Consider the following 13,403-nt stretch of genomic DNA (forward strand, 5'->3'; position numbering starts at 1 on the left):
CAATGCTCTGTCTGGGTGGTGGTTCCGTGCCGTCACGGGTGTCGCTGGTTCATCCCGGCGAGTTCGCGTTCGAGTGCGGGAATGACCTCGTCGCACCACTCGATGTAGCCCTCCTCCTGCCGGATGCCGCCGCGCAGCACGAGGTACTGGTGGAGCTTGCGGCCGGTCAGGGTGTCGGGCTCGGGGTAGTAGTCCGCCTGGAATCCCTTGAACAACGTCAGTTGTGCGACGTGCTCGTCGCGGTGGGCCTTGAGCTCGCCGATGATGGCGGCGAGGTCGCCGAACTCGGCGGCGCGGAGTTTGACGCCGATGTCGCTGCGGAGTGACTGCCGTGGTGTGGGGCTCATCGCCCACTGCGCCAGCGCATCTCGGCCTGAGTCGGAGATGGTGTAGACCTTCTTGTCCGGGCGGCCGTCCTGGCTGATCGACTCGACACTCACCAGGCCGTCGTCGAGGAGCTTCTTGAGCGTCCGATAGATCTGCTGGTGGGTGGCCGACCAGAAGTAACCGATCGACCGGTCGAATTGCTGACCGATCTCGTAACCCGTGCCGGGTCGCTCCGCCAGCGACACCAGAATCGCATGTTCGAGCGCCATGTGAGCACGCTAACACCGCAACAGTGCACTATGCAACAAGGTGCTTATGAGTCTTGTTGCATATGCGCCGTGCAAGCACCGGGGTAAGGGGAGCGGGCAAGCCGTGAGTGCCGCAAACTGTTGCGCATGACTGAACCGGGGACGAGATCCCAGAACCTGCTGTCGTGGAAACTCACGACGAACACCGTGGTGGCACCGGAGGAACGGCTGACCTGGCCGCGGACTGTGAGCATCGGTTTGCAGCATGTGGTCGCGATGTTCGGCGCGACCTTCCTGGTGCCGGTCCTCACCGGGTTCCCGCCGTCGACGACCCTGCTGTTCTCGGGTATCGGCACCATCCTGTTCCTGCTGATCACCCGTAACCGTCTCCCCAGCTATCTGGGCTCGAGTTTCGCGATCATCGCGCCGGTGACGGCGGCGGTCGCCTCCGACGGGGCATCGTCGGCGCTCGGTGGCCTGGTCGCGGTCGGTGCGCTGCTCGTCATCATCGGTCTGATCAGTCATTTCGCCGGCGTGAAGTGGATCGAGACGCTGATGCCGCCGGTCGTGACCGGTGCGATCGTGGCACTGATCGGCCTGAACCTGGCCCCGGCCGCGAAGAACAACTTCGTCGCGGACCCCGTCCTCGCGACCATCGTTCTGGTCCTGCTCGTCGCCTCGGCGGTGCTGTTCCGCGGGCTGCTCGGTCGTCTGGCGATCTTCCTCAGCGTCGCGTTCGGCTATGTGCTGGCGCTCGTCCTCGACTGGATCGACTCCGACAACGACTACATCGACACCTCCGGTATCGCCGACGCCGCGTGGGTCGGCCTGCCCGACTTCCAGACCCCGACCTTCGATCTCGGTGTCCTGCCGCTGTTCCTTCCCGTCGTCCTGGTCCTCGTCGTCGAGAACATCGGTCACGTGAAGTCGGTCGCGATGATGACCGGCAGGGACTACGACGACACGATGGGCCGCGCGCTCGCCGCGGACGGTCTGGCGACGATGCTCGCCGGCAGCGGTGGCGGTTCGGCGACGACCACGTACGCCGAGAACATCGGCGTGATGTCGGCGACCAAGGTCTACTCGACCGCGGCCTACTGGGTGGCCGGTGCGGCCGCGATCCTGCTCGGCCTGTCGCCGAAGATCGGTGCGGTGATCGCCGCCATCCCGCCGGGCGTCCTCGGCGGTGTCACGACAGCCCTCTACGGCCTCGTCGGCATCATCGGCGTGCAGATCTGGGTCAGCAACAAGGTCGACTTCTCCAAGCCGATCAACCAGTTCACCGCCGCGATCCCGCTCATCATCGGCATCGCCGACTACACCTGGCAGATCGGCGATCTCGTGTTCGCCGGTATCTCGCTGGGCTCGGTTGCCGCCCTGGTCATCTACCACTCGATGCGGATCATCGGTGGCTGGCGCGGGACGGTGGTTCCCGACAAGTCCTGAACGGGTTGGTCGTCACCACGGGAGTTTCAGCGGGATGTCCGGGATCGGCCCCGGTAGGTCGATGTCTCCGTCGGCGCGGTCGTTGAACAGATACAGCCACCACAGCGGTGCGGGTGCGCCGAGCGGTGGTGGCGGGAGTTCGGGGACGTCGGGTTTGCGCGCGACGTACAGGTCGGGTTGCTGACCGGTGATGACCTTCACCATGTTCCGGAAGGCCGTCGAGTGCGGGTCGTTCCAGTAGCCGCCGTGGGTCTTGATCCCGCTGTCGTATGTGCGTTCGTCGATCTGGACCGTACCGGTGTCGAGACGCGTCACCCCGGGTGCGGAGTCGGGGTCGGAGCCATGCGGGTTCCCGGGTAGGGACTGCGCGTAGTGGATCGGGTCGCCGGGAAATGTCAGTGAATACCGTTCGACGCCGCCGGGGTGCGGTAGATCGTGCACCCCGGTGCCGGCCGACGACGCGTAGATGACGCGGTCCGGCGTCAGGCCCAGCTGCTCGGCGGTGCCGACCACCACCCCGCCATAGGAGTGGCCGATGTAGGTGGTGCTCGCGCCGGGTGCGTGGCGGGCGATCTCGGCGTCGAGTTCGGTTCCGAACAGCTCGAGCCGATGTGCCATGGCGTCGGCGAAGGACGGACTGGTGGCCGCGCGGAGATCCAAAGGCAGATCGCCGTCGAGGTAGAGGAACACCGGGCCGTTGGTCTGGTCGGCGAGCTGGGCTGCGGCGCGGCGGTTGTCGCCGCCGGCGGTGTCGAGGGTGGTCCCGGTGCCAGGGACGTACGTGGTGGCGTTCCGGGTGTCAGGACGCAGCGATCCGATCATCTCGACGACACGTCCCTGCCGTGTGTTCACGAAGGTGATGAACTGCCGTTCGCGCCCGGCATGCGGCGCCAACATGTCCCGCAACGTCCGGGCACGACGACCCTCGCTTCGGCCGGCCTGGATCTCGTCGACCAGGGCGTTGCGGATGTTGATCTCGTTGGCCTGGATGCGAAGGTCGAAGGGAACGCCCGGAAGGTTGCCCAGCACATGCGGATTCGCCTGGATGAGGCGTCGTGTGTCGTCGGGTGCCATCTGTTCGAGGATGTCGCGGACCTGGTCGGGAGTGAGTGACTCGAGCACTCGGACGGCAGCGTCGGCGTCCACGACCTGATCTCCGGGAAGCGTCACATCGGATTGTCCGTCGACCAGTGACGCGAGGTCGGTCGCGAGCCCGTCGAGTCGGGAGCCGTAGCGTTCGTCGAGACCGTCGACGGCGGCCAGACCGGACTCGATCGAGCCGCTGAACTCGGCGGCCGCCGTGACCCGGCCGGGATCGGGATGGGTGACCGTGCCGTCGTCGGCGACGCGAAAACCTGCGCCGGTTGCGGCGTCGACGAGACGCAACACGTGCTCGCGCGCATATGCGAGATCGGTCCCGGCGTCGGATGCTTCGTCGGCGACCATCTGCAGGGCGTTGCGGACCTCGCCGGCGTGGTCGTGCTCCTGCCGGATACGGTCGTGTGCGGCGGCACGGGTGCGTCCACGCCACGAGTCGGATGACTCGAATGCCGTCCGGGCGCGGTCGATTCCGGTGTCGAGAGATTCGGCCGCGGTCGATGCGGCCGATCCCGCGTCGGCGAAGGACTGCGGATTCCAGGCGCGCAGCGCCGAGATCGTGGGGCGCATCAGCGGCCCCGCAGTGCTTCGAACGTCGCGGCAGCTCGGGCGTCCGTCGAGGTCGTCGTCGCTTCGAAGGTGGCCAGGATCTCGCTCATCGCGATGAGGCGGTCGCCGATCGACTGGACGGCGCGACGGGCAGGTCCGGCGGTGTCGCGGAGTGCACGGGCCACCCGACTCGATGAGCCCCGGGCGTCGCCGAGGGTCGCGGTATCGATCGCGTGGATGGCGATGCCGTTGGCGCGCCACGATCTGACGACCGCCTCGATCTCGTCCGGCGAAATCCCGAAAACATCCTTCTCCGAGTCGTTTCTGCGATCAGATCGGGGAAACCACTGGGGGACGAGCGGAACGGGTGAGGGAATGGGGAACGGGAATGGCATGATCCTCCGTCACTCTTCGAGGACTGCGACCACCCGGAGAGGTGGTGCGATTCTTGGACGCGCCGCGCGCCTCGCCGGTTCCGAAAACCGCTTCTCCGCGACCACGCGCGGGGGCTACGTTGGGGGCACTCGACACAGGACATGGGAGCCGCCGATGCCGCAGCAGGCTTGGCGTACGAGGGCGGAACGGCCCGACGACGTCGCGTGTGTCCACGAGATCAATGCGGACGCCTTTCCCACGTCGGAGGAAGCCGAGCTGGTCGACGCGCTCCGCGCCGACCCGGCCTGGCTCGACGGGCTCTCCATCGTTTCCGTCGATGCCGACGATCGTCCGGTTGGTTTCGCGCTGCTGACACGCTGTCACGTCGACGATGCCCCCGCGTTGTGCCTCGCACCGTGTGCCGTGGCCACCTCATACCAGCGGACCGGGGCGGGTTCGGCCGCGATCATCGCCGCCCTCGACGCGGCGCGCGACATGGGGGAGAGCACCGTCGTCGTGCTGGGCCACCCCGACTACTACCCGCGCTTCGGTTTCCGACGAGCCGTCGACCATGGCATCCGGCTCAGCATCGAGGTGCCCGAAGAGGCGTTGATGGTACTCAGCCTCGACGGCACCGACGTCCCGTCCGGGACGGTGCGCTACGCGGCGCCGTTCGGCATCTGATGCTGACGGTGCGCCCTCCGGGATCTCACTCGAACTCAGTGGGCGCACACCGACCGGAGGTCGGCAGGGATGTGACGGTGCCCCCGGCAGGACTCGAACCTGCGACCTAGGGATTAGAAGGCCCTTGCTCTATCCACCTGAGCTACGGAGGCGTGCTCGGCGCAGTCGTGGCACGAGGACACGGGGCGTCGGGCACATGGAGTTTACGACATGCCCTCGAGCTCGCCGCGGATGTGCCCCAGACCACGGCGGTACCAGGTCGGAGGGTGTGGCGTCGGCCCCCGGACCTACAGTTGAGGAATGACCCGCTCGACGACGTCCGCCACGCCGGATCAGAATCGCGACGCGATGGCCGAACCGCGCGGCGTCGTCACCGCGGTCCTCTGGGCGTCGGGATGGCTCGCCGCGATCGTCGCCATCGCCGTCACCGCCATCTCCGCGTCCACCGCGCTCAAGCTGACCGGCGTCCCCGATCCCGGGCCGCTCACCACCTACGGCCTGCCGACCCTGACCGCGATCGGTGAGTTCGCGGCCGCGATCGCGCTGGGCTGCGCGGTGTTCGCCGCCTTCTTCGTGCCGCCGCAGTCCGACAACGTGCTCGACGTCGGCGGCTATCGCGCCATCCGGATCGCGGCGTCGTCGGCGCTGGTGTGGTCGGTGTGCGCGCTTCTGCTGATGCCGCTGTCGGCGTCGGAGGTCAGCGGATCACCGCTGTCGGAGGCGATCAAACCGGCCAACCTGATCAACGCATACGGTCAGGTCGCCGAGGTGCGCACCTGGTTCTGGACGGCGGTGTTCGCGCTGGTCGCCGCGATCATCGCGCGGACGATCCTCAAGTGGGGGCCGACCGTCGCGGTCATCGCGTTCACGATCTTCAGCCTGATGCCGTCGGCACTGGCCGGGCATTCGTCGTCGGGCGGCAACCACGACATCGCCACCAACAGCCTCATCCTGCACCTGATCGGCGCGACACTGTGGCTCGGCGGGCTCGCCGCGGTGGTCGTCTACGCGCTCGCGTCCGGGCGGTGGCGGGGACTGGCGGTCCGACGCTTCTCGCGCGTCGCGTTCTGGTGCATCATCGTCGTCGGCTTCAGCGGCGTGATCAACGCCGCCGTGCGCGTGCCCCTCGATCAGCTCTTCTCCGACACCTACGGGCGTCTCGTGATGGCGAAGGTGGCGGCACTCGTCGTCCTCGGCGCGCTCGGTGCGTGGCACCGGCGAGTGACCATCGCCCAGCTCGAGTCGGAGGAGCGGCCGTCGCTGTTCGTGCGATTCGGTCTTGTCGAGCTGGCCGTGTTCGCGGCGACCTTCGGTCTGGCGGTCGGCCTGAGCCGGACCCCGCCGCCGGCCCTCGACACCGCGAACGTCTCACCGGTCGAGAACGCCATCGGCTACGACATCGACGGTCCGCCGACCTTCGTCCGGTTCTTCACCGAGTGGCGATTCGACCTGATCTTCGGTCTCGCCGCCATCGTCCTGGCAGTGGTGTACATCCGCGGCGTCGTGCGACTGAAGCGACGCGGCGACGACTGGCCGATCGGCCGCACCTTCGCGTGGCTTCTCGGATGTCTGCTGCTGCTCCTGGCGACCTCGTCGGGTCTCGGCCGGTATGCACCGGCGATGTTCAGCGTCCACATGATCGCCCACATGCTGATGTCGATGATGATCCCGGTCCTGCTGGTCCTGGGTGGTCCGGTGACGCTGGCGCTGCGCGCCCTCCCGCCGGCGGGTCGCGGCAACCCTCCCGGACCCCGCGAGTGGATTCAGGCGGGTGTGCACTCGGGGCCGTCGCGCTTCCTGACGCACCCGCTGATCGCGGCCATCATGTTCGTCGGCAGCTTCTACATCCTCTACCTCGGCGGGCTGTACGAGTCGGTGGTCGAGTACCACGCGGCTCACCTGCTGATGAACCTGCACTTCCTGCTCAGCGGATACCTGTTCTACTGGCTCGTCATCGGCATCGACCCCGCACCGCGACAGGTCAAACCGGTCGCCAAACTCGGCATCGTCCTCGGGTCGCTGCCGTTCCACGCCTTCTTCGGCGTGGCACTGATGATGACCACGGCCGTCATCGCCGAGAACTACTACCGCGGACTCAATCTGCCGTGGACCTACAACCTGTTCGACGACCAGCGCGCCGGAGGCGGAATCGCCTGGGCGGCAGGCGAGATCCCGCTCGTCGTCATCATGCTGGCCCTGCTGGTCCAATGGCAGCGCAGCGACACCCGGCAGGCGAAGCGCTACGACCGCAACGCGGCCCGCGACCATGACGCCGAGCTCGAGAACTACAACGACATGCTCAAGGAGCTCAACAAACGCGGCTGAGCTCCAACAGGATTCAGCTCGATCCCGTCGAGACCGCGCAGACGGACTCACCGGCCTGGGCCAGGGCGGCGACGTGCAGCGGGTCGAAACCGGCGCCGGCGGCGGATCGAGCACTCGACACGGCCAGTTCCGGCGGGCAGCGCAGGGTCGTCACGACGTCGCGTGAGGCCGCGAGTTCGTCGACGATCGCCACGTTGAACTCGTTGATCGCCGCGCGGACCGGACCGAGATCCGGTGTCGCGGGCGGAGCTGTCGGCCCGGGCAACTCCCACAGGGCGAACAACCCTCGTTGGACCGTCTTGCTCGCCTCGATCTGATCCCGGAACACGTTGCGTACGTAGGCGGGGTCGAGGTCCCGGTCGAGAGCGAGCTGAGACACGGTGTCGAGGACGACCTGTTCACGCGCGGGATCGTCGATGGCGGCGCCCGATGCCCACTTCGACGCGGCCACCGCGTCGGCCAGCGCGAGGCGCCCGGCGACCGCGTCGGTCAAGCCCGACAAAGCAGGGGACGGCGCCGCCGCAGACAGAGGTGGCGTGGACAAGGGTGGCGCGACCAACGTCGAGGCCGCCATCAGACCCACCAGGAACCCTCGCAGTCGCATATCGCGATCCTATGGGCGGAACGCCAGAGGTACCGGCGATCTGTGGGTAAACCTCGGAGAGTTCTCCACAGCCCGATCAGGTCCCCGTCTCGGACGCACGCCGGGGGAGATGCTGATGCGGCCACACTTCCCGTGGCCGACACCAGTAGGAGACGACCATGTTTGAGACGTACACGACCGTCATCGGAACCGTTGTGTCCGAGCCCCGCCGACGCCAGACCACCACCGGCGAGGACGTGATCTCGTTCCGCGTGGCCTGCACCTCGCGCCGCATCGACAAGCGCAGCGGCGAATGGGTGGACGGACCGACGCTGTATCTGACGGTGAGCTGCTGGCGCCGACTCCTCGCCGGCGTCGGCCTCGCCATCGCGAAGGGGAGGCCCGTCATGGCGCACGGTCAGATCAAGACCAACGAGTACCCGACGGCCGACGGGTCGCGCCGCTCCGACCTCGAGATGACCGCCGTCGCCGTGGGACTCGACCTGAGTCGCTGCATCGTCACCTACCGCGGCACGCCGTCGTCGGAGCGAGACGTCGCGGCCGCACTTCCGGTCGCCGCCGCAGACAAGGCGGAAACCCAGACGGCCGCGTGAGGGTCACGCGGTCCGGTTGCGGACCAGCCGCCAAAGGTTGTGTCCGTCGGAGCGGCGGTAGGACAACTCGTCGAGGACCTTGACGGCGATGGCGAGTCCGCGTCCTCGTTCGGCGACATCGTCGGGCAGGCTCACGGTGTCGAGGTCGACGCGAGCCGGGTGGCCGTCATCGCGGTAGCGTGCCTCGATTCGGTCAGCGGTCACCTCGACCTCGAGTCGGAGCCGCACGGTGCTCCCGTCACGGGCGTGCTCGATGATGTTTGCGCCGATCTCGGCCAGGGCGAGTTCGAACTGGAGGGCGTCCATGTCGTCGACAGAGCAGTCGCGCAACAGATCCGCGAGCAACCCGTGGATGTGTTCGAGGGTGCCGTCGGACGTGACCTCCTCGAGAACACGCGTTCCCGTCCGCTCGGTCATGACGGTGACCCGGCGAATCTCATCCGACGGTCTCCGCGGCCGGGCCGAACGCGGAGTCCGCGGACTCGTGCACGCGCAGAACCCGATTGAGGTTGGTCAACTCCAGGACGGTGACGACCTGTTCGGTGGGAGCCGCGATCCGCAGATCTCCACCGGCCTGCCGCGCCACCTTCAGCCCGGAGACGAGCGCTCCGAGACCGGACGAGTCGATGAAGTCGGTCCCGGACAGGTCGACGACGATCCGGGGCGATCCGGCGCCGACGAGCTCGTGCAACTGATCGCGCAGCTTGGGGGCCGCGACCATGTTGAGCCGGCCGGCGGGGGTGATCGCCACGGCATCACCGTTCACGGCGCGGGTTGCGAAGGTCGTCATCATGGCCTTTCGTCTGTGGAGCTGTCGGCGGCGGAGTCGTTCGCGGTGGTACCGGCCGCAGTGGTCTCGTCGTGACCGCGGTAGCGGACCGCCATGATGACGACGCTGAGGATCACCAGATCGAACAGTACCCAGAACAGGTTGACGCCCACGCCCAGAACGGAGATCGCGCCCCGCCACAACTGCACGATGCCGATCACCGACGCCACGACGAGGAGGGCCATCGCGGCGAGTTGTGGACGGACGAGGTGCCACGGCAACGCGTCCTGGGACTGCTTCGTCTTCGGCGTGACCGCGAAGCCCAAGGGCCGGTTCAGGTAGACGTTGCGGAACGCCGTGGTGCAGGCCCGGATCTAGACCGGGAACAGCGCGAGACTGTACTGCTGCCCGCGCCAGGTCGGGGTGCCTCTGGCCACCACGAGGAACAGCACCTGGTTGATCACCAGGAACGGGATGAGGCGGAGGAAGAAGTCCCAGCTGTAGGCCTGGACGGGGAGAACTCCCAGTACGAGGTACACCACCGGGGCGGCGATGTAGGCGATCGCCGCGAAGCCGGCCAGGTAGCTCCACATCGTCGCCCAGTACATGAGTCGCTGGGCGACGGTCAGCCCCTTCTGGACCAGCGGGTTCTCTCGCAGCATCACCTGGATGGTGCCCTGAGCCCACCGAAGGCGTTGGGTGAGCATCGTTTTCAGGTCCTCGGGAGCCAGTCCGTAGGCGAGGTTCTCATGATGGTAGGCGGAGTTCCATCCCAGGGCATGCAGCCGCATACAGGTGGCCATGTCCTCGGTGACCGAGATCGTCGCGAGGGGCAACATCGGTTGCGCCTCATCGGATCTGCCGACGTCGACCGCCGCGACCAGCGCACGGATCGACTCGATGGCGCCGAGCGGGGACCACTCGCGATCGGCCAGAACCGCCAGTGCGTCGAAGTCGAGTGCCCCGGCGCCGGCTTCCCGCTCGCCGAACTCGGTGAGGGCCTCGATCGCCTCCAGATCAGCGCGCATCGCCTCGACATCGGCGTCGACCAGTCCGCGGGCGGCCTCGTCGACCCGCGCCTGGAATCGGTACGTGATGTCGGCCAGCGGTTCCCGGTTCTTCAGCTGCGTCCGCGCCTCCTTGACCGCGGCATCCACCCGGTCGAGTGCGGCGAGTGCCGGGGCGTTGTCGCGGACGCGACGCCTGGTTTTGCGGAGCACGGTCCGCGCGGTGCGCAGGGCACGGTCGACGCCATCCTCGACGGCGGTGACGTATTGCGTGATCCCGAGCTGCATCAACGCTTCCCGTCGCAGCACGGCGTTGGAGCCGCAGAAGAAGGCCGCGTTCCAACCGTCCTTTCCCTGCTGGATCGGCCCGTAGAAGAGGGGTGCCTGCGATCCGAGCGGGTCCGAGGGCGGCACATTGACGAAGTACTGCGGGGTCTGGACCAGGGCCATCTTCTCGTCGTGGAAGTAGCCGAGCGTGCGGTCGAGGATCTGAGGTTCGGGAACCTGGTCGGCGTCGAGGATCAGGATGAACTCGCCCTCGGTCTGCATCAGCGCGTTGTTGAGGTTGCCCGCCTTCGCATGTCGCGGTTTGTCCAGCCAGTTCGACGACCGGGTCAGGTAACCGACGCGGGCCGCGTGCGCGGCCTCGGCGAGTTCGGCGCGGTCACCGTCGTCGAGAATCCAGGTGGTGTGCGGGTAGGTGATGGCCCTGGCGGCGAGCGCGGTCTTCATCACGAGGTCGATCGGTTCGTTGTAGGTGGTGATGAAGACGTCGACCGTCGCGTCCGCGGGTGGCGGTGGAGGGTCGGGACGGTGCTGCAGTTTCCACATGGTGAGCCCGAACAGCAGCGAGTCGATGAGGCTGTAGGTCTCGGCGACGACCAGCGGTACGGCAATCCACCATGCCTCCCAGTTCACCGAGGCCAGCCAGCGCCACACGATGTAGTTGAGTCCGAGCACGGCGGCCACGACGATGAGCAGCCGCAACCACGGTGACGGGGCGGTCCGCGCGAGGGTGGACTCCTCGAGGCTCTCGCTCATCCGGCATCGTCCCGCCGGATCGCGACGAGCGTGACATCGTCGACCGGAGGAAGACTGGCCACCAGTTCCTCGACCTTCCTCCGCACCGCGGCGGGAGTGCTTGTGCCGGAGAGTATTCGGAGCAGTTCGAACGCGTCGCCGCCGGCAACGAGGTCGAGGAGACCGTCCGAGGCGATCACGAGCATGTCGCCGGGGCCGAGATCGACTGCGGCCGACCGCCAGGTGTCCTCCGGCAGGATGCCGATGGGGAGTCCGCCGCCGTGCAGGACGGTGCAGTGGCCGTCGGAGCGGCGTACGGTCGCCAGGCCGTGCCCACCGTCGACGTAGTCGATGTGACCGTCTCGGGTCCGCAGCCGCGCGTGGAAGAGCGTCGCGAAGGTCTCGGTGCCCGCGAAGTCCTCGGCGAGCTGCCCCGCCACCGTCTCGACCACCTCGCCGAGATCGTGTTCTGGGGTATCCACGCAGACAGCATCGAAAGCGCGTGAGGCAGCGCGCATCGCCGACCGCACGGTCGCGGTGAGGATCGCCGCTCCCAGACCTTTGCCCATGACGTCGGCGACGGTGAACACGAGTCCGTCGTTGCAGGGGTAGTGGTCGTAGAAGTCGCCGCCCACGGCGAACGCGGGGAGGCACATCGTCTCGATGGAGTAGCCGGGCACGATACCGAGCGGTGGGGGGAGCAACTGACGTTGCACCTTCGCGGCGCGTTCGAGATCGTCGGAGTTCTCGATCTCGCGTTGCGCCCAGGCCGCCAGCTCGCGGAACGCGGCCAACTGGTCGGCGGTCAGCTGCCGGGGCCGGGTGTCGTAGACGCAGAAGGTGCCCACCGGGTGACCGCCCGGACCGTACAACGGATACCCGGCGTAGAAACGGATTCCGCCCTCCCCGCTGATCTGGGGTATCTCGGCGAAGAACGGGATCGTCGAGACGTCCTCGATGACGAGCGCCGGGTCGGCAGGGCGCGTGTAGGCCCGCGCGACCGTCACCTGGCACACGGTCTGCTCGCGTGGCTGGTTCTGCAGTTCGATGCCGTCGACCGCCTTGAACCATTGCCGATCCCGATCGAGGAGAGACACCGTCGACATCGGTACACCGAACACCGCCTTGGCCATGCGGGTGATCTGCGCAAACCGGTCCTCGGGCTCGGAGTCGAGCAGGTTGAGCTGCTGCACCGACCGCAGACGCGCTTCTTCGACGTCGGGATCGATCCGCGCGTGTGTCTCGTCCACCGCGACCTGACCCGGACTGTCCGCCTCGACCCCCGTCACCGCTCGATTCCCTTCACCGCAATCCCACTTCCTCTAGTGCGCGTGCCATTGCCTGGCCCGCCTCCGGCGAGCTGGTCAGACCCCAGTCCGCTTCCTTGTCGTGGTCGAACCAGACGAAACCCGTGACCCCGTCGGCTTCGTCGAGGTAGTCGACGAGATCTGCGATCCAGTCGGCCTTCGAACCGCCGGCCTCGGCGCAACCGACCTCGGTGACGAGGATCGGTTTGTCGGGCGCGAGTTCGCGCAGCTGGTCGAGAGAGGGCCCGAAGAGGTCGTTCGGCGACGTCCATCGGTGGCCGGGTACCGAGCCCCAGTTGTAGCCGTCGACGCCGAGGACATCGACGTAGTCGGCGCCGGGGTACCAGCGGGACAGGGGAGCGTCGGAGATGGGCACATTCGGCGCCCACACCCACTTCACGTTCACCGCGTTCTTCGACGCGAAAAGGTCGTGGACGTGGCGCCACGCCGCGACGTACAGCTCGGGTGGCGTCCCACCCGCGGGACTCCACGGGTACCAGTCGCCGTTGGGTTCGTGGGCGAACCTCAGATAGACGGTCGAACCCCAGGCGACGAGCTCGTCGGCCCAGCGGTACAGGTAGTCGTCGTGCGTTCCGGCAACGATCGAGGACATCGAGAACGCGGCACGATCGTAGGTGCCGTCGCCGACATGCCGCCAGGGCTCCCAGGTGACGATCGGCTCGGCCCCTGCGCCGATCACCGCGTTCAGCGCCGCGATCGGTGGGATGGCGGTGAAGTCCTCGAAGAACATGTTGATGGTCGGAGAGACCCCGGTCAGCGCGGTGACGCCGGCGACCTCCGCGGGCTCGAGCGGGCCGCTCGGCGTCGTGATGCCGAACCGCAGACATGAGCCTGCCGGACCGTACAGCGGCGAGATGGTCGGAGGACACTGCCGGGGCTCGGCCGCACAGGCGCCGACGGCACCCATCGACGTGACGATCACGCCCACGACCACCGTCAGCACCGTCCACCTACCAACCGAGCGCATGACACTCCCATCGCTCACCCCGGCGCCGCACTTGTGCTCGCCCGGCGCCACAACTCACACACC

Annotated in this window: 12 protein-coding genes, 1 tRNA gene and 1 pseudogene; 4 read left to right on the plus strand and 10 right to left on the minus strand. The window is 67.6% G+C overall.

Annotated elements, in window-relative coordinates; translation table 11 throughout:
* Positions 1–32: 32 nt before the first annotated feature.
* Positions 33–596, minus strand: coding sequence for a PadR family transcriptional regulator (locus tag C5O27_RS12790; RefSeq protein ID WP_075862592.1), 564 nt, complete (start codon positions 594–596; stop codon positions 33–35).
* 126 nt (positions 597–722) lie between these two features.
* On the opposite strand from C5O27_RS12790, the gene C5O27_RS12795 reads away from it, so the two are divergent.
* On the plus strand, positions 723–2,021 hold the full coding sequence (locus C5O27_RS12795) for a uracil-xanthine permease family protein (RefSeq protein ID WP_035754064.1): 1,299 nt from the start codon (positions 723–725) through the stop codon (positions 2,019–2,021).
* Positions 2,022–2,033: 12 nt separating this feature from the next.
* On the opposite strand, the gene C5O27_RS12800 is transcribed toward C5O27_RS12795, so the two are convergent.
* On the minus strand, positions 2,034–3,689 hold the full coding sequence (locus C5O27_RS12800; protein ID WP_127962859.1) for an alpha/beta hydrolase: 1,656 nt from the start codon (positions 3,687–3,689) through the stop codon (positions 2,034–2,036).
* Complete coding sequence (locus tag C5O27_RS12805) at positions 3,689–4,063, minus strand: hypothetical protein (protein WP_127962860.1); 375 nt, start codon at positions 4,061–4,063, stop codon at positions 3,689–3,691. Before C5O27_RS12805 ends, C5O27_RS12800 begins: the two co-directional genes overlap by 1 nt.
* Before the next feature lie 154 nt (positions 4,064–4,217).
* On the opposite strand from C5O27_RS12805, the gene C5O27_RS12810 reads away from it, so the two are divergent.
* Positions 4,218–4,727 (plus strand): GNAT family N-acetyltransferase, encoded by a 510-nt coding sequence (locus C5O27_RS12810; RefSeq protein WP_075862596.1) that lies wholly within the window; start codon positions 4,218–4,220, stop codon positions 4,725–4,727.
* Positions 4,728–4,805: 78 nt separating this feature from the next.
* On the opposite strand, the gene C5O27_RS12815 is transcribed toward C5O27_RS12810, so the two are convergent.
* Positions 4,806–4,879, minus strand: a tRNA-Arg gene (locus tag C5O27_RS12815).
* A gap of 148 nt (positions 4,880–5,027) precedes the next feature.
* On the opposite strand from C5O27_RS12815, the gene C5O27_RS12820 reads away from it, so the two are divergent.
* On the plus strand, positions 5,028–7,052 hold the full coding sequence (locus C5O27_RS12820; RefSeq protein ID WP_127962861.1) for a bifunctional copper resistance protein CopD/cytochrome c oxidase assembly protein: 2,025 nt from the start codon (positions 5,028–5,030) through the stop codon (positions 7,050–7,052).
* Positions 7,053–7,065: 13 nt separating this feature from the next.
* On the opposite strand, the gene C5O27_RS12825 is transcribed toward C5O27_RS12820, so the two are convergent.
* Complete coding sequence (locus tag C5O27_RS12825) at positions 7,066–7,656, minus strand: chorismate mutase (RefSeq protein WP_127962862.1); 591 nt, start codon at positions 7,654–7,656, stop codon at positions 7,066–7,068.
* A 158-nt stretch (positions 7,657–7,814) separates the two neighbouring features.
* Between C5O27_RS12825 and C5O27_RS12830 the strand changes: the two genes are divergently transcribed.
* A complete protein-coding gene (locus C5O27_RS12830; protein WP_127962863.1) occupies positions 7,815–8,249 on the plus strand; it encodes a single-stranded DNA-binding protein in 435 nt (144 codons plus the stop codon).
* A gap of 3 nt (positions 8,250–8,252) precedes the next feature.
* On the opposite strand, the gene C5O27_RS12835 is transcribed toward C5O27_RS12830, so the two are convergent.
* The 5 genes and pseudogenes from C5O27_RS12835 to C5O27_RS12855 all read right to left on the minus strand — a co-directional run bounded on the left by C5O27_RS12835 (position 8,253) and on the right by C5O27_RS12855 (position 13,340).
* Positions 8,253–8,666 carry an ATP-binding protein gene (locus tag C5O27_RS12835; protein WP_127962864.1) on the minus strand — a complete coding sequence of 138 codons (414 nt, stop codon included), beginning with the start codon at positions 8,664–8,666 and terminating at the stop codon, positions 8,253–8,255.
* A 19-nt stretch (positions 8,667–8,685) separates the two neighbouring features.
* Positions 8,686–9,039: an STAS domain-containing protein gene (locus tag C5O27_RS12840; RefSeq protein WP_127963833.1), complete on the minus strand. Its 354-nt coding sequence runs from the start codon at positions 9,037–9,039 to the stop codon at positions 8,686–8,688.
* Positions 9,039–11,066, minus strand: a pseudogene (locus C5O27_RS12845) (glycosyltransferase family 2 protein). Before C5O27_RS12845 ends, C5O27_RS12840 begins: the two are co-directional and overlap by 1 nt.
* Positions 11,063–12,334, minus strand: coding sequence for a PP2C family protein-serine/threonine phosphatase (locus C5O27_RS12850; protein ID WP_208651356.1), 1,272 nt, complete (start codon positions 12,332–12,334; stop codon positions 11,063–11,065). The pseudogene C5O27_RS12845 and the gene C5O27_RS12850 overlap by 4 nt, the downstream one beginning before the upstream one ends.
* A 13-nt stretch (positions 12,335–12,347) precedes the next feature.
* A complete protein-coding gene (locus tag C5O27_RS12855; RefSeq protein WP_039880558.1) occupies positions 12,348–13,340 on the minus strand; it encodes a glycoside hydrolase family 26 protein in 993 nt (330 codons plus the stop codon).
* Positions 13,341–13,403 lie beyond the last annotated feature (63 nt).

The sequence above is a fragment of the Gordonia alkanivorans genome (assembly GCF_004011905.1).
GTDB classification, from domain to species: Bacteria; Actinomycetota; Actinomycetes; order Mycobacteriales; family Mycobacteriaceae; genus Gordonia; species Gordonia alkanivorans.

Bases quoted from the DNA above. Each gene is read 5' to 3' on its own strand.
- C5O27_RS12790 (WP_075862592.1), bottom strand. From the start codon at position 596: ATGGCGCTCGAACATGCGATTCTGGTGTCGCTGGCGGAGCGACCCGGC.
- C5O27_RS12795 (WP_035754064.1), top strand. From the start codon at position 723: ATGACTGAACCGGGGACGAGATCCCAGAACCTGCTGTCGTGGAAACTC.
- C5O27_RS12800 (WP_127962859.1), bottom strand. From the start codon at position 3,689: ATGCGCCCCACGATCTCGGCGCTGCGCGCCTGGAATCCGCAGTCCTTC.
- C5O27_RS12805 (WP_127962860.1), bottom strand. From the start codon at position 4,063: ATGCCATTCCCGTTCCCCATTCCCTCACCCGTTCCGCTCGTCCCCCAG.
- C5O27_RS12810 (WP_075862596.1), top strand. From the start codon at position 4,218: ATGCCGCAGCAGGCTTGGCGTACGAGGGCGGAACGGCCCGACGACGTC.
- C5O27_RS12820 (WP_127962861.1), top strand. From the start codon at position 5,028: ATGACCCGCTCGACGACGTCCGCCACGCCGGATCAGAATCGCGACGCG.
- C5O27_RS12825 (WP_127962862.1), bottom strand. From the start codon at position 7,656: ATGCGACTGCGAGGGTTCCTGGTGGGTCTGATGGCGGCCTCGACGTTG.
- C5O27_RS12830 (WP_127962863.1), top strand. From the start codon at position 7,815: ATGTTTGAGACGTACACGACCGTCATCGGAACCGTTGTGTCCGAGCCC.
- C5O27_RS12835 (WP_127962864.1), bottom strand. From the start codon at position 8,666: ATGACCGAGCGGACGGGAACGCGTGTTCTCGAGGAGGTCACGTCCGAC.
- C5O27_RS12840 (WP_127963833.1), bottom strand. From the start codon at position 9,039: ATGACGACCTTCGCAACCCGCGCCGTGAACGGTGATGCCGTGGCGATC.
- C5O27_RS12855 (WP_039880558.1), bottom strand. From the start codon at position 13,340: ATGCGCTCGGTTGGTAGGTGGACGGTGCTGACGGTGGTCGTGGGCGTG.